Annotated in this window: 14 protein-coding genes and 1 tRNA gene; 10 read left to right on the forward strand and 5 right to left on the reverse strand. The window is 46.7% G+C overall.

Annotation, left to right across the window (positions count from 1 at the left end; all coding sequences use genetic code 11):
• The first annotated feature begins 20 nt into the window (after window positions 1–20).
• From EML15_RS03865 to rbsD, 3 genes are read left to right on the forward strand one after another with little or no spacing between them, the layout of a single operon-like run.
• The gene (locus EML15_RS03865; RefSeq protein ID WP_144273558.1) at window positions 21–947 is read left to right on the forward strand and encodes a substrate-binding domain-containing protein; all 927 of its coding nucleotides are present in this window, start codon (window positions 21–23) and stop codon (window positions 945–947) included.
• A 1-nt stretch (window position 948) separates the two neighbouring features.
• Window positions 949–1,938, forward strand: a complete 990-nt coding sequence (locus tag EML15_RS03870) for a ribokinase (RefSeq protein ID WP_144273559.1) — start codon at window positions 949–951, stop codon at window positions 1,936–1,938.
• A complete protein-coding gene (rbsD, locus tag EML15_RS03875) occupies window positions 1,931–2,305 on the forward strand; it encodes a D-ribose pyranase (protein ID WP_144273560.1) in 375 nt (124 codons plus the stop codon). Before EML15_RS03870 ends, rbsD begins: the two co-directional genes overlap by 8 nt.
• A 42-nt stretch (window positions 2,306–2,347) precedes the next feature.
• Here the strand turns inward: rbsD and EML15_RS03880 are convergent, their stop codons facing one another.
• Entirely contained in the window at window positions 2,348–2,587 is a 240-nt protein-coding gene (locus EML15_RS03880; protein ID WP_144273561.1) for a hypothetical protein, read from the reverse strand.
• 448 nt (window positions 2,588–3,035) lie between these two features.
• Between EML15_RS03880 and EML15_RS03885 the strand changes: the two genes are divergently transcribed.
• Window positions 3,036–3,200 carry a hypothetical protein gene (locus EML15_RS03885; RefSeq protein ID WP_185967168.1) on the forward strand — a complete coding sequence of 55 codons (165 nt, stop codon included), beginning with the start codon at window positions 3,036–3,038 and terminating at the stop codon, window positions 3,198–3,200.
• Here the strand turns inward: EML15_RS03885 and EML15_RS03890 are convergent.
• The 3 genes from EML15_RS03890 to EML15_RS03900 form a co-directional block, all read right to left on the reverse strand.
• Window positions 3,191–3,263 (reverse strand) — tRNA-Ala (locus EML15_RS03890). The two genes, EML15_RS03885 and EML15_RS03890, sit on opposite strands and share 10 nt — an antisense overlap.
• 69 nt (window positions 3,264–3,332) lie before the next feature.
• Window positions 3,333–3,995 carry an RDD family protein gene (locus EML15_RS03895; protein ID WP_144273562.1) on the reverse strand — a complete coding sequence of 221 codons (663 nt, stop codon included), beginning with the start codon at window positions 3,993–3,995 and terminating at the stop codon, window positions 3,333–3,335.
• A gap of 144 nt (window positions 3,996–4,139) precedes the next feature.
• The gene (locus tag EML15_RS03900; RefSeq protein WP_255455988.1) at window positions 4,140–5,615 is read right to left on the reverse strand and encodes a PucR family transcriptional regulator; all 1,476 of its coding nucleotides are present in this window, start codon (window positions 5,613–5,615) and stop codon (window positions 4,140–4,142) included.
• A 76-nt stretch (window positions 5,616–5,691) separates the two neighbouring features.
• Between EML15_RS03900 and gabT the strand changes: the two genes are divergently transcribed.
• The 6 genes from gabT (at window position 5,692) to EML15_RS03930 (ending at window position 12,351) form a co-directional block, all read left to right on the forward strand.
• A complete protein-coding gene (gabT, locus tag EML15_RS03905) occupies window positions 5,692–7,047 on the forward strand; it encodes a 4-aminobutyrate--2-oxoglutarate transaminase (RefSeq protein ID WP_144273564.1) in 1,356 nt (451 codons plus the stop codon).
• Window positions 7,048–7,115: 68 nt separating this feature from the next.
• Complete coding sequence (locus tag EML15_RS03910) at window positions 7,116–8,600, forward strand: NAD-dependent succinate-semialdehyde dehydrogenase (RefSeq protein WP_144273565.1); 1,485 nt, start codon at window positions 7,116–7,118, stop codon at window positions 8,598–8,600.
• A gap of 65 nt (window positions 8,601–8,665) precedes the next feature.
• Complete coding sequence (gene pxpA, locus EML15_RS03915; protein ID WP_144273566.1) at window positions 8,666–9,403, forward strand: 5-oxoprolinase subunit PxpA; 738 nt, start codon at window positions 8,666–8,668, stop codon at window positions 9,401–9,403.
• Window positions 9,396–10,322, forward strand: coding sequence for an allophanate hydrolase subunit 1 (locus EML15_RS03920; RefSeq protein ID WP_144273567.1), 927 nt, complete (start codon window positions 9,396–9,398; stop codon window positions 10,320–10,322). The genes pxpA and EML15_RS03920 overlap by 8 nt, the downstream gene beginning before the upstream one ends.
• On the forward strand, window positions 10,312–11,274 hold the full coding sequence (locus EML15_RS03925) for a biotin-dependent carboxyltransferase family protein (RefSeq protein WP_144273568.1): 963 nt from the start codon (window positions 10,312–10,314) through the stop codon (window positions 11,272–11,274). Before EML15_RS03920 ends, EML15_RS03925 begins: the two co-directional genes overlap by 11 nt.
• Before the next feature lie 99 nt (window positions 11,275–11,373).
• Window positions 11,374–12,351, forward strand: a complete 978-nt coding sequence (locus EML15_RS03930) for a nucleoside hydrolase (protein ID WP_144273569.1) — start codon at window positions 11,374–11,376, stop codon at window positions 12,349–12,351.
• Here the strand turns inward: EML15_RS03930 and EML15_RS03935 are convergent.
• On the reverse strand, window positions 12,348–14,255 hold the full coding sequence (locus tag EML15_RS03935; RefSeq protein ID WP_185967169.1) for an MFS transporter: 1,908 nt from the start codon (window positions 14,253–14,255) through the stop codon (window positions 12,348–12,350). The two genes, EML15_RS03930 and EML15_RS03935, sit on opposite strands and share 4 nt — an antisense overlap.
• Window positions 14,256–14,542: the final 287 nt, after the last annotated feature.

Raw genomic sequence — 14,542 nt, forward strand, 5'->3', positions numbered from 1 at the left:
AAACACATAGGAGGAATATCATGAAACTAATCCGAAATACGTTCGCAATTGCATCTATTGCCGCATTGTCGCTTGGACTTGGTGCCTGTAATCGTGGAGAATCTGGTGCTGAATCTGTCACTTTGGCACTCTCGACGCAAACCAATCCTTTCTTCGTCGAATTGCGAGATGGAGCCCAAGAAAAGGCAAAAGAACTGGGCATTACCTTAGATATAAAAGATGCCTCTGATGATGCGGCAACCCAAACCGATCAACTCAAAAATGCAGAAACACTCGGCGTTGGAGCGGTGATTGTCAATCCAGTAGATTCTGATGCCGTGGGTGCCGCAGTGCAGTCATTAAACGCAGCCAACATTCCTGTCATTGCTGTGGATCGTTCCTCAAGTGCAGGAAAAGTTGCTTCCTTTATTGCCTCCGACAACATTGCTGGTGGTAAACAAGCTGCCGATGCTCTTGCCGCTGCCATCGGCGAACAAGGTGAGATTCTCGTGCTGCAAGGCATTGCTGGTTCTTCTGCCTCCCGTGATCGTGGTGCAGGTTTTAGTGAAGGCATTAAGGCATATCCCAACATCACAGTGGTTGCAAAGCAAACAGCAAACTTTGACCGCACTGAAGGTCTAAACGTGACCACCAATTTGCTCCAGGCACACCCTAATGTCAAAGCTATTTTTGCCGAAAATGACGAAATGGCGTTAGGAGCTATCGAGGCTCTCGGTGCCAAAGCAGGGAAAGAGGTAAAAGTCTTTGGTTTCGACGGTACTGCAGATGGTATAGCCGCAGTGAAAAAGGGCACTTTGACTGCTTCTATTGCACAACAACCAGATGAGTTGGGTGCGCGAGCAGTAGAACAAGCAAAAGCTGTATTAGAGGGTAAACAAGCTGAAACTGAAGTTTCTGTGCCAGTAGTTACTGTAACCAGCGATAACCTAGCGGAGTTTGAGAAGTAACATGAGCAAATCCCACGACGATTATGCCAACCTCGTTGTAGTTGGCTCTATCAACGCTGACCTCATGGTTTCAGTGCAGCGTCATCCCAGCCCAGGAGAAACACTTATGGGTTCAGGTGGCGATATTCTCGCAGGTGGCAAAGGTGCTAACCAAGCAGTAGCCGCAGCATTGCAAGGGGCGTCGGTGAGCTTTATTGGTGCAGTAGGTGATGATGCTTATGCTGGTGCTGCATTATCTTTACTGGAATCTTCAGGTGTGCGTCTTGATCAGGTATTGCGTGCCCAAGACACCACTACTGGTTTGGCTGTTATTACTGTTTCCGCAGATGGTGAGAACAGTATCATCGTTATTCCTGGTGCAAATGCACTGGTGAATAGGGATGTGGTGTATGCGCGTCAAGAACTTATTGCGCAAGCGCATATTGTACTTCTGCAAGGCGAAATCCCTGCTGAGGGGATGTGTGCCGCGGTAGATATTGCGCGTGCAGCTGGTACCCGCGTGGTCATCAATCTTGCACCGGTTATCGAAGTAGATTCTGCCACGTTATTGCAGGCTGATCCCTTGGTGGTCAATGAGCATGAGGCAGGACTGGTACTTGCACAATTAGGTGAGGTTGAAAGTACCACCGAGGAAAATACCGAGGGAAATAGCCAACCACACGAGCTTGTGACTGCATTATTAGCAGCAGGTTTCCCCTCTGTTGTACTGACCTTGGGGGCGCAGGGAGCGGCAGTTGCTGCCACAGCGGAATCGGCATCTGGTCAGGTGGATTACACCGCTATTGCTACGCCACGCATTCATGCCGTAGATACGACTGGGGCAGGGGATGCGTTCACAGGAGCACTGGTTTCTCAGCTACTTGAGGGTGCAGATTTGGTATCGGCTGCTCAGTATGCAGCTCGAGTGGGTGCGTTTGCTGCGTTAGGGCATGGGGCGCAACCCTCATATCCACACGCCTATGACACTTTGCCAGAGGTAACTCATGCGTAAAACAGGAATTCTTCATGCACAACTTGCTCGCGCTATTAACAAGCTCGGGCACACGGATACCTTTGCTATTGCTGATTGTGGCTTGCCTATTCCTGCTCATGTAGAGGTTATTGATTTAGCCCTGGTCTTTGGGGTACCGCGCTTTGCCGACGTCGTGAGTGCGGTATTGGCTGAGGTAGTGGTAGAAGGTGCCGCGATTGCTACGCAAACCCCTGATCAGGTGCGTGCGCTTATCCCTGATATTCCTGTGCAGACTGTTGCACATGAGCAGCTTAAGCAGCAGCTTACGCAGTGTTCCTTTGTGATACGTACTGGAGAAACTACACCCTATGCCAATGTGATTTTCCGCAGTGGGGTGCCTTTTTAAGAGGATATGACCTAGTTATGTGGTCTGTTCAGGCGAGCAAGATTATTTTTCTTGCTCGTCTATTATCTCGAAAGAGAAGTTGCCACGTAGATCTGTGTCCAAAACTACTCTGTATTCTAGCCCTCGTTCATTTGCCCCATCAATGAGTTCTTGCAGTAGGACGTGATTATAATGCCTCTGGAGTGCGATAGAACCAATAGCTATAGTTGCGATGAGCGCTGCGATGACTATTCCGAATGTAACCATAATTTTTTTGTTTTCCATAGAATCTTCATCTTTCATAGTTGATATTAGATACTTGCATCTGAAACAACAGCGCCATTATACATTCGTTTTAGTTTTCTAATGAAAATTAATTGACGGTATCCGTATTGTTGTCGTTTATTTTTAACCCAGAGCCTCTATTATCCAGAAATTATTTTTGCTAAACTAACTAGCGGTGAATTATCTTTAATTCCTTCTCTGGCGGGCGGGTTCGCAGCTCCTCGCTTGGGTTGAATCACCCGCCCCTGTTCGCCAGGGGAAAGCACAAGCCGAGAGGAGCCACATGGTGAGAAGCCTGTTGTCAGTGACAAAGGAAAGGACTCCAATGCTAGAAGTCTCGCAAAACTTCAACTAGCGACTGGAGTCGTAAAGTTTGTTACTGCTCTAGTTAAGTTCTTGCAGGAACTTTTTAACTAGAGAGGCAACTCACAAGCCTTAGGAAATTGCCGTTTCCTAAGGCTTCATTATGTATTCTAAACAACTCTCGCTCGACGCGCAATGGTTTACCACTATTGTTGCTAAAATTTTTGCCAAGGCTGGCTATAACCCCTGCATTACGGGGATATTTTATCTAGTGAATCCAAAAACCCTGCTGCTAAAAGCAGCAGGGTTTATTATCCGTGGAGCATAGGAGAATCGAACTCCTGACCTCCTGCTTGCAAAGCAGGTGCTCTACCAATTGAGCTAATGCCCCAAAGACTTCAACAATCATAGCATTGATATTAAAAATAATTAAATATCCTGCTAGGAAGCCTTTTTGCTATCAGTAGTTTTTATTTTTTATGACTAGAACACCAGCTTTTTGATCCCACTTGTGTTGTTTGAGTGGGTTATCCATAGTGACAATCGCCAGAATATATAAAACGATTGTTGATATTGAGCCAATCACTGGGATAAAAGACAGCGCAGTCATGATGATATACCAGGTACTTCTGGTGTAGGCCTGCTTTTTACTAATTGAGCTGCCGTCGTGAGTAACTACAGCAAGACCAAGTGCTTTTTTGCCCAAAGTGCCTTGCTTTTTATGGTCAAAATAGACGCGGTAGAAGATGCCCGCTATGGAGAAGAGTATTGAGATGATAAAGATAATGATGCCAGCGATAATTATTTGCGGGTCAAGGCTATCTATCTGATCTGGGTCGGTGTGAGAAAGAGATGTAATCACTATGAAATAGATAGGTGAGATCAGGATTCCAGCAGCAACACCAATGATAATGCTGTCTATTACATACGCTCCAATTCGATGCCATACTGAGGCTGGGGTAAATGGCAATCCACCGGGATAGTTATGAGAATAAGCACCGCTATTCATTGCATAGGGATGTGCACTATATGTCCCAAAAGGGTTTTCGGCAGGTGCAGGTGTGGGTGCTGATTGCGAAGTATGAGGATCCTGCCCTGAGTAGGGGTTGTATGAATTAGTCATAGTAAATCACTCCAAGTTATAAGCGCATAAGAAATAAATGAAAATATCTCAAGAGTTAGGTTACTAATTCCTGCTATATTTTCCTATATTCCCATCTCATGCTGCGAATAATATGAGATGCTGGTTTATGAGAATCCGCTAAAACTACTCAGAACTTGGTCTACTGATGACCACCAAGAGCATTTCTGCACAGGTAACTGGGTCATCGAGATTAATTTCGCAGATGCCTGCTATGCGGTGTAGTCGTGAGCGCATGGTATGTCGATGGATACCTAAGGTTGCAGAGCTTGTTGTGATATTGGAGCCTTGCTGCAGAAATACACTGAGCGTGTCGTAGAGCTCAGTATGATGCTGGGCATCATAGGAACGCAATCTATCCAGGGTTATCTTTGCCCGCGCGTCGAGAGCTTGCATCACATTTGGGTTTGCCAGCCACCGCAGTGGTGAATTCTGTGGGCTAGAATGAGTGCCGATTGCCAGTGCTTTTGTCGCGATATTGAGCTGTTCGACGAGACGGGAATCAATATCCTGCCACGGATGAGTAGTATCAATACATATTTTGAGCTGCTCTTTGCTCTCGCCGAAAAGGGTCAAGATATTGTCAATGGATCGGCTTGCGCGGAAAAGCAGCAGGGCAGAGTGCTCATTGAGCATGATTGCGCACAATTCACGGTCGTTGGCGCTTAGCTGTGCGTCGATAGTGCGAAATGCTTTATTGATATGTGCCTGAGTATGTGCCTGAATAAGCACGGGGCGCACATTGCCATGATTATCAGAGATTCTGCTAAAAATACGCCTCAACTGTTCTTCGTTGCCATCAAAGCCAAGCAATACGCTTAAAGCCAGGGTATTTAATTCCGTTCGTGCTTTGCGCAATTGTACTGGTCGCTGCAAAAGAAGATCCGCCAGACCAATGCTGTGCTTAATAATGTCACGATCAAAACGGGATAATGGCAGCACACTGTGGGTAATGAGAGTGTGAAAACGATCCCCTGAACTGAGCATTTTGTGCTCTACCCGGTGCAGTGGCTCCCGATCAGTTTCTGCGTAGGCAACATGGGCAATAGTGCGATTGTCATTATCAATAATGGTGCATGAGCCACCAATGAGTGCTGCAGTTTGTGAGAGTAATCCAGATATTCCATGAGAAAGTGCAGCGTGATTCAAGACCTTCTGACCGTGCATAAACTGCTCATGCTCCATTTTGTCCTGACGAGAAAACTCCTCAGTTACGACATTAAGGATAGACACAAAGGGAATTTTTTTCGGAACAATAAATAAACCGATATTGTGGTGAGCACAAGCGTCGATAAGCTGTTGTGGTGCAGCTGCAAAAATGAGTCCGACGCCAAACCCAATGGCTACTACACCTGCTTCTTTGAGACAAGCGACATAGTCATGGAATTGTTCAGGGCAGTGCTCGAAGGCGATACCTACGGTAAGCACAATTGAATTGCGGACAATGAATTGAGTCGGGTCGGGAAGTTCACTGGGCTGTACGACGCTAAAAGGCTGCTGAGCAGGGCATAAAGACTCCAATTCCAAACTATGCTGCGCCAAAAGCCAAGAAAGCGTGAGATATTTTTCTGCCTGAGCCAAAGCAACCACAGCAACCTCCACATTATCCAAAAAGAAGGAAATATTTATACAAAGCGTATATAAGCCTTTATGTATTTGTTCAATCAGAATAAAAAGTATGAATACAAATGCGCACTTAACTGCCCTAGAGTACCGACTCCCACAACAACGCAGTATAAAAACTACTGCGCACTCTGGGGGCGTATCAAAAAATAATGAACTCGATGAGCGTCGTAAGAAAGCAGTGGCACAGGCGCTTAACCCAGGACTACCTGGCTATATTGTCGACGCAGACGGCGCAATTTTACTTGACGCCGACGACAACGCCTACATCGACCTGGCCTCAGGAATCGCAGTAACCACCGTAGGTGCCGCCAACCCAGCAGTAGTCGCAGCCATCAGTGAGGCAGCAGCACACTTTACCCATACCTGTTTTATGGTTTCGCCCTATGAATCCTATGTCGCAGTGGCAGAAAAGCTAGCAGAACTAACCCCAGGTGAGCACCAAAAGAAATCAGTGCTGCTCAACTCAGGTGCCGAAGCAGTAGAAAATGCAGTGAAAATTGCACGAGCCTACACCAAGAAAAAAGCAGTAGTGGTTTTTGATTACGCCTATCATGGACGTACCAACCTCACAATGGCAATGACGGCAAAAAACAAACCTTATAAAACTGGTTTTGGTCCTTTTGCCAGCGAAATCTACCGCGCCCCAATGTCCTATCCTTTCCGTGATGGGCTAAGCGGACACGATGCAGCAGCACGCGCAATCAAAAAAATTGAACAAGAAGTCGGCGCAGAAAACCTCGCCTGCGTTGTCATCGAACCAATCCAAGGAGAAGGCGGCTTTATCGTGCCAGCACCAGGCTTTTTAGCGGAAATCTCCGCATGGTGCAGTGACAACAATGTGGTATTTATCGCCGATGAAATCCAATCAGGACTCACCCGCACCGGAAAATGGTTTGCAGTAGAACACGAAAATGTAGTTCCCGACCTCATCACCACCGCAAAAGGACTAGCAGGAGGAATGCCACTATCGGCAGTAACCGGGCGCGCTGAAATCATGGATGCTGCTGTCGTAGGAGGATTAGGCGGTACCTATGGCGGTAACCCCGTCGCTTGTGCAGCAGCACTTGCCGCACTAGAACAAATGGAAACCCTTGCGCTCAACGACCGTGCTCTGGCGATAGAACACATCATTCGTGAAGAACTAGCCGAGGTAGCTGAGTCAAACCGCGTGGGAGAAATACGCGGACGTGGCGGCATGATTGCTATTGAGTTACTTGACCAAGAAGGCAATCCCGACGCAGCCTATGCGGCAGCTATTGCCCAAGAATGTAAACAAGCAGGGGTGCTCATTCTTACCTGTGGTTTGGATGGAAACATTATTCGATTGCTGCCACCACTGGTAATCGCTGAAGAAACCCTACGTGATGGACTCGGCGTATTGGCACAAGCTATCAAAAATTGTGGCTAAGGGTGAAAATACATGAGAGCTGATGAGCTGATAGAACCCCACAGCAATAAAACAGTTAAGGTGGCAATATGACAACACATACAACCATAAAAAATAGTGCTCATGGCGTAGCAATCACTGTTCCTACTGGTATTTGGCTTGGTACCAACAATGTTCCAGCCGCCAGTGGCGAAACTTTTGCGGTCGTAGATCCAGCAACCGAAGAAACCCTTGCCCAAGTAGCATCTGCTTCAGCAGAAGAATGGAATCGAGCACTTGAGCTTGCCGACGACGCGCAAACGCAATGGGCTGATTTTTCTGCCCGAGCACGTTCGGAGATCCTCTATGACATCTTTACTGCCGTCGCACAGCGCAGCGAGGATTTTGCTGCCCTCATGTCCCTTGAAATGGGAAAACCTCGAGCAGAAGCACAAGGAGAAGTAGCCTATGGCAATGAATACTTCCGCTGGTTTGCCGAGGAAGCAGTGCGTAGTCATGGGCGAGTAGCTCCAGCACCAGCAGGTAATGGCACAATCATTGCCACCCGTGAACCAGTAGGTCCAGTGTTGGCGATTACGCCGTGGAACTTTCCACTAGCTATGGCAACTCGCAAAATTGCGCCAGCACTTGCCGCAGGCTGCACCATTATTATCAAACCTGCCGCAGAAACCCCATTGACCATGCTACTTTTGGGCGAAATCATTGCCGAAGTATTCCATAAGCATGAGGTACCTAACGGCGTTGTTTCTATCATTCCCACCTTGGCTGCTGCCGAATTATCCGCACAGCTTATGACCGATAGCCGCCTGAAGAAAATCACATTTACCGGTTCCACTGCTGTAGGTAAGAAACTTGTGGAGCAATCAGCTCACAATCTCTTGCGTACCTCCATGGAATTAGGCGGTAATGCGCCATTTGTGGTGGCAGCAGATGCCGACCTTGATCTGGTTTTTACCTGTGCTATGCAGGCGAAAATGCGCAATGGGGGTCAGGCGTGTATCGCAGCAAATCGATTCTTGGTGCATGAGTCACTGGCATCGGAGTTCGTCGATAAGCTCACGCAGGCAATGTCCCAGCTCAGCATGGGTCATGGGTTGGATAAGGCAACGCAGCTAGGGCCAATCATTACCGAAAAACAGCGTGACCGAATCGCGCAACTTGTGGATAATGCGCGCGCACTAGGGGCAAAAGTCACCACACCGGAGGTAAAACCGCCAGCACAAGGCTATTTCTACCCGCCAACCGTGCTTATCGACGTCGCCCCAGAGGCAGATATTATGCACCAGGAAATTTTTGGTCCGGTCGCCACAGTGACCACATTCAGCAAGCTAGAAGATGCAGTCGCGTTGGCAAATAGCACCGAATATGGGCTAGCTGCTTATGGTTTTAGCGAAAATATCCACACTGCGCACTATCTTGCCAAAGCACTTAAAGCTGGCATGGTGGGGATAAATCGTGGAGCCATCTCCGATGCAGCAGCGCCTTTTGGCGGAATCAAACAATCTGGTTTTGGGCGCGAAGGAGGTACGGAAGGTATTGAAGAATACCAATCTATTAAGTACATCGCGTTGTAGGGGTTGAGTGCGAACCGCAGCAACGCTTTACAAACATAAAAGACTGTAAAGGGCATGGAGGAAAAATGGTTCATTACACTCTCAATTCTGATATGGGTGAAGCACTTGGACTTCATAGTTTTGGCAATGATGTTCGTCTTATGGAGCTCATCGACGTTGCTAACGTTGCGTGTGGTTATCATGCTGGAGATCCAAATGTTATGGAAGAAACTATTGCGCTTGCTCGGCAGCACCGGGTAAAAGTGGGAGCACATCCTGGGTTGCCAGACATAGTTGGTTTTGGACGGCGGTCGATGGCATTACATTCTCGTGATGCAAGAACAATAATTACCTATCAAGTAGGCGCATTAGTTGCATTCTTAGAAGCAGAAAATATGCAGCTCAATCACATAAAACCGCATGGTGCGCTTTATGGAATGTTATCGCGCGATGAAGAATTAATGCGTGAAGCTGCGGGGGTTGCAAAAAATTATGATGTTCCTTTTCTCGGTTTAAGTGGCACTGCACATGAAAAGGTCTGTCGAGATATGGGGGTGGAATTCGTCGGTGAGCTTTATGTTGATCTCGATTATTCTGACCAAGGAACCTTGCTCATCAAAGCCCACCCGGAGGAGAAAAGCCCTGAAGAAGTAGCGCAGCGTACGATTCAAGCATTAGAGACAGGAACAATTCTTAGCGAGAATGGCAAAGAAATAGCTGTAGATTTTAGAAGTATTTGCGTACATTCCGATGGGCCTCGTTCAGTAGAAATTGCTCATGCCGTGCGTGAGGTTCTGGATCGGAAAGGTCATGTTCATGTCTGATACTGGCGCACCTATTTCCAGGATAACTTTTGGCGGAGATGAGTTTGTCTTTGTTGAAGTCAGCGATGAGATGTCATTAGCTGCTAATTTTCGGGTGACTGCTATTGCCAAACAAATTCATAAATTACGAGAGCAAAGAGCAGCTAAACATCTTCACGGTCAGTCGGGAATTATTGATATTTGTCCAGCTAATGCCTCAATTCTTATTCGTATTGACCCGGATATTTTTCATCCACATGACATGGTTGCCACGATTAGAAGTATTGAAAAAGAACTTGATGACGATGCTACGATTATCGACACTCGAATAATCGAAATACCGGTATGGTACAATGATCCTTATACAGCAGAAATAGTAACTAAGTTTCGACAGGGCTATCACCAAGATCCAACGAAAACAGATCTAGAATATGCGGCAGCAATCAATAATTTCTCAGATACCGCCGATTTCATTAAAGCCCATTACAGCAGCCCTTGGCTGGTTTCTATGGTTGGTTTTGTTGCGGGATTACCATTCATGTTTCAACTTGTAGACAGACAAGAGCAACTTGAAGTACCAAAATATCTCAGTCCACGCACAGATACTCCTGAGCTAACTGTTGGACATGGTGGCTGCTTTGCGTGCATATATTCTGTACGTGGTGCAGGGGGATACCAAATGTTTGGTATTGCTGCGTCTCCTATCTACGATCCAGAGCAGAAATTACCAGATTTTACAGAATCAATGGTGCTCTTTCAGCCAGGTGACATCGTGAAGTTTAGACCTGTTAGCAAGCAAGAATACCAAGAAATCAAAACACAAATTGCAGCAGGAACATTCCGCTACAGAAAGCGATCTGTGCAATTTAACGCGGTTGAAGCATTGGAGGATCCCCGCAAACTCAATGAAAAATTAATAGGAGTTCTTTATGCGGATTGATGTTATTGAACCAGGATTATCAACCACTATTCAAGATCAAGGACGCAATGGCTATTATCACCTTGGCATTCCGCAGTCCGGCAGCGCTGATCAATTCAGTGCTTATTTGGCGAATGCGTTGGTAGGTAATCGTCGTAATGCAGCAGTTCTTGAATGTACTTATGTGGGTCCTACATTATTTTTTGATGATTACGTAGAGATAGCAATTACTGGTGCGCCAGTAACGGTTCTGTTAGATGGAAAAGAACAGCCAATGTGGACAAGGATCCACGTACGACCAGGTCAGGAACTTTCTTTTGGTGATCTTGATGCCGGTATTCGATTCTATATAGCGGTTCGTGGTGGTATTGATGTGCCGATTGTTTTAGGGTCACGCTCGACGTATATCTTAGGAAAACTAGGTGGTATTGCTGGACGACGATTACTTGCTGGTGATGTATTGCGTACAGGCGATCAGGAGCAGCATTTTCCTACATTGCTTTATGTGGCGGAAAAATTGCGCCCAATTTTTAGCAATTATCAAGAAGTAAGAATTGTGCGAGGACTATATGATCACTATCTCACAGAAGAAGGTTTTAGACGACTGGTCAAAGAAGAATGGTCACTAACTGCAACAGCAGATCGGATGGGATTACGTTACGAGGGACCAGGAGTGGAATGGGTACAGCGTGAGCAAAAATTTGGTGCAGGTAGCGATCCATCTAATATCGTTGATGCTGGTTATGCTGTAGGTTCTATCCAAATACCAGGTGGAACTCAACCAATTTTATTGCACCGTGATGCTGTTTCAGGTGGGGGATACGCGATGGTAGCCACAGTTATTAGTGCTGATATGGATGTTGTTGCCCGTGCTGCTGCGGGAACCATTACTAGATTTATCGAGGTAACTATGGAAGAAGCGTTGGCTTTGCGCGCAGAGCGCAAAAAGCGGTTACTGCCGTTCTGTGCTTAGTGGCAATCGGCTTAGTGGGAACCGCAGGCAAACCAGGCTTGTTCATCGGTAGTGTTGGCTGGGTAGTATTGGTCTGGTGAGATCCACGGAGGAGAAAAGATGAGCAAGGTTCCATTCATTCTAGATACAGACACCGCACAAGATGATTGTGTGGCAATTCTGCTTGGTTTACTTAGCGAACGTGCGGATTTTCGTGCCATCACCATGGTTGCGGGAAATGTTGGTTTTGACCGCCAGATAAGTAATGCGCATATGACGCTCAATGCTGCCGGTAAACTCGGCGAAGTACCTATTTTCGCAGGTTGTAGCCAACCTATGCTACGTCCGTGGTCGTCCGCAGAAGATGTGCATGGCGACGGTGCCGGTGGGCTTACTATGGATTTTTCCGGTACGTCGGTAGAAGATGAGCACGCAGTGGACGCATTATTGAGAATCACAGCGGAAAACCCGGGTGAAATTTCCATCGTTGCCATTGGTCCACTGACTAACATAGCTACAGCTGTAGTGAAAGATCGCAGCTTTGTGCAGAATGTAAAATCGCTGCATATCATGGGTGGGTCAAATAATGGTCGTGGAAATATCACCCCAGCAGCCGAATTCAATTTCTATGTTGACCCGGAGGCTGCACAGATTGTATTTAATGCAGGCTTTGAGAATATCGTCGTTATGCCTTGGGATCCAGTCACCTTTAATGACGCAACGCTGCCGCGCGCGCAATACAATGAAAAAACCGCAGTAGGTACCCCGATTGCACAATTTTTCAAGGCGGTGTGTGATACTACCTTAGATTTCGACGAAGCCGCCGGCATCAACGGGTCTACCCACCCTGATTCTATGACTTTAGCCACTTTGCTCTATCCTGAACTCATCCAAAAATCTGCGCGCTATCGAGTAGACGTAGAAACTAACTCCGATCTCACCCGTGGTTATTCCGCTATGGCATGGGAAGTTTTCGATGTGCAGCGCAATGCGACTGTCATTGAAAAAGCAGACCGCGAACAATTCTTTGGGCTTATCGACGCTCTCCTTAACACACATACCACGCCTAATCGCAAGATGTGGGTGGCAGATGCCTAAAGTAGACGAGCAGTAATGCGATATTCCCGCAATAGCTGCTCTTGTGCTTTCGACGTCTCCTCCGTGGTATCCCACTGTTCAATGCTGGTGATTTTCCACTGCATATAGTGACTAAGCAACGCTTTGTGATCCCATTGCCTCAACACGCAATCGTCGTTATGCGCCTGCTCAAGATATTCTTTGAGCAGGCTTATTCTCTGATCCACTGCTAAAGGAGTTCTAGGGTGGGAAAGAAGCAAAAGCACATCATAAACAGGACTGCCATGATGGCTTAAATCCCAATCCACTGCCACATAATGACCAGCCTTATCCACCAAGATATTTTCTGGATGTAAGTCACCGTGCACTACTGTACTACCACAGCCACACCATAGATCTGCTGGCCCAAGGAAGATTTGCGGCAAATCAGGAGATAATTGTGCCGTGGAATAGTCGCGCAGAATAGCGGTGATAGCATCATATGCTTGCTGCCCAGACGCATTGTTGAGAGTTATTCCCGGGAAGTGCTCAACCTCTAGTTCCTCGTCGGTAGTAGAAATGATTGTGGGGTGAGCTAGAGAAGCATGAGTCATGCAGCGGGCGACGTCGACAGGCGCGAGAGAACAATCGCGATAACTTTGCACAAAATGTGGAGTCGTAGCAGCTAATGCCCAAACTTTCTTTGCAGATTTCTTTGCGGAAAAACCAGACCTCTCAGTATGAATGCAATACGCATCCGAATGTTTAATTGCACACAAGATCAATACACAGCATAAGAATAACGCTGCAATAAGCCCAAAATTAATAGTGCGCAATACATCATTACCCATGACACTAAGTGACCAAATAAGACAAGCACTGATAATCGCCCCGGCAAAAGAATAGAGAGAAAACCAGGTAGCTTGCGGTGCTGCTAGTGGTTTGAGATCTTGCAGAAAAGCCAAACACATGGGACGAATAATGCCTTTGGCAAGAGCAATCAATAAATATCCGCCAATAAGCAAAAGCGGGTGCGAATAAGAAATAGCTCCCAAACCAACAATAAGCATAATGATAACGGCTGAGAATATATATTTATAGGGTCTATGCAGCCGAAACTGACGCTGAGCAAGAGCAGAACTAAACCCTGAAAGGAGATTACCAGTACAAAAAGCTATAACACTTATCCCTAAAACATGAGGGGTTGCGATGGTCGTATCCGGTATGACTTGAAGCTGAAAAGTTCGATTCACATGGCTAATAACCGTTTCAGCGATCCCACCGACAAGAAACAGTGAACATAACGCAGCAGCATGAGCAGTATTTGAGGGATAAAACACCTGCATAGCTGAGTACATACTATTGCGAGTACGTGGGGTATGCGGGCTATGTAGGGCAGCAGGCGCACTATCAATTGGGGATAATGCGATAAAAGAACCGCATAAAAGTACTGCTTGCAGATAGAGTGGCAGGCTAGGATACAGCAGATAAGAAAACGCGCCCAGGGGGATGAGAAGTATGGTTGCCCAGTAGAGATTCTTTGAGATTTTACTATTGACGTGCCCAAACTCTTTGTCACCGACCAAACTGACCAGTAAAGCATTATCTGCTCCAGAAAAAAGCGCACCAGCTAGGGTACTGAAAGAAAGGTAACCAAGAAAAGCAACTGGTCCATTGCACAATGCGGCACAGAGAAAAGCGCATATGAAAGCACTACATCCACATTGGAGAAATACTTTTGGTTGGAAACGATCTGCCAGGATAGAGGTGGGAAGATCAAGAAGAATCCCTATTATGCCCACAGTTGCCATGCCGGAGAGGTACGTCGATAAGCTGATGTGTTGGTTGAGAATCCACCACAGGGGCATTGGAATGAGTGTCACAGCAGTCGAACGCAGGTAAGTGCTGAGAGCATAACGACGAATATCCTTAGCATGGATATGCATGGTTGAGTACCTCCTAGCATTCTCAGCAAATAGATATGTGCACATCATACTTGGCTTATGGTGGTGAAGCTGTGTAATTGGGATGAGATCACCATACGGCAAAAACCCCTTGTCCAATTGAAGAAAATTATCTGCTCCTTTGTGCCTGCTTGACGCTACTTAATCGATAAACCCGCAGGTCACGCGGTTTGACCTGGGCAAGTTTGGTCAGTAATTTTGGTTCGGTGTTAATAGTGTCTACAGCGTCTACAGTGTCTAAACGGTTTCGAGTTCTTGGTGCGGTTGCT

The organism is Corynebacterium sp. sy017 (assembly GCF_017918135.1).
GTDB lineage: Bacteria > Actinomycetota > Actinomycetes > Mycobacteriales > Mycobacteriaceae > Corynebacterium.

What these genes read in the sequence shown, in the direction of transcription:
- EML15_RS03870 (WP_144273559.1), top strand. Translation starts at nt 949, where the DNA reads ATGAGCAAATCCCACGACGATTATGCCAACCTCGTTGTAGTTGGCTCT.
- EML15_RS03910 (WP_144273565.1), top strand. Translation starts at nt 7,116, where the DNA reads ATGACAACACATACAACCATAAAAAATAGTGCTCATGGCGTAGCAATC.
- pxpA (WP_144273566.1), top strand. Translation starts at nt 8,666, where the DNA reads ATGGTTCATTACACTCTCAATTCTGATATGGGTGAAGCACTTGGACTT.
- gabT (WP_144273564.1), top strand. Translation starts at nt 5,692, where the DNA reads ATGAATACAAATGCGCACTTAACTGCCCTAGAGTACCGACTCCCACAA.
- EML15_RS03935 (WP_185967169.1), bottom strand. Translation starts at nt 14,255, where the DNA reads ATGCATATCCATGCTAAGGATATTCGTCGTTATGCTCTCAGCACTTAC.
- EML15_RS03880 (WP_144273561.1), bottom strand. Translation starts at nt 2,587, where the DNA reads ATGAAAGATGAAGATTCTATGGAAAACAAAAAAATTATGGTTACATTC.
- EML15_RS03925 (WP_144273568.1), top strand. Translation starts at nt 10,312, where the DNA reads ATGCGGATTGATGTTATTGAACCAGGATTATCAACCACTATTCAAGAT.
- EML15_RS03930 (WP_144273569.1), top strand. Translation starts at nt 11,374, where the DNA reads ATGAGCAAGGTTCCATTCATTCTAGATACAGACACCGCACAAGATGAT.
- rbsD (WP_144273560.1), top strand. Translation starts at nt 1,931, where the DNA reads ATGCGTAAAACAGGAATTCTTCATGCACAACTTGCTCGCGCTATTAAC.
- EML15_RS03920 (WP_144273567.1), top strand. Translation starts at nt 9,396, where the DNA reads ATGTCTGATACTGGCGCACCTATTTCCAGGATAACTTTTGGCGGAGAT.
- EML15_RS03865 (WP_144273558.1), top strand. Translation starts at nt 21, where the DNA reads ATGAAACTAATCCGAAATACGTTCGCAATTGCATCTATTGCCGCATTG.
- EML15_RS03895 (WP_144273562.1), bottom strand. Translation starts at nt 3,995, where the DNA reads ATGACTAATTCATACAACCCCTACTCAGGGCAGGATCCTCATACTTCG.
- EML15_RS03885 (WP_185967168.1), top strand. Translation starts at nt 3,036, where the DNA reads ATGTATTCTAAACAACTCTCGCTCGACGCGCAATGGTTTACCACTATT.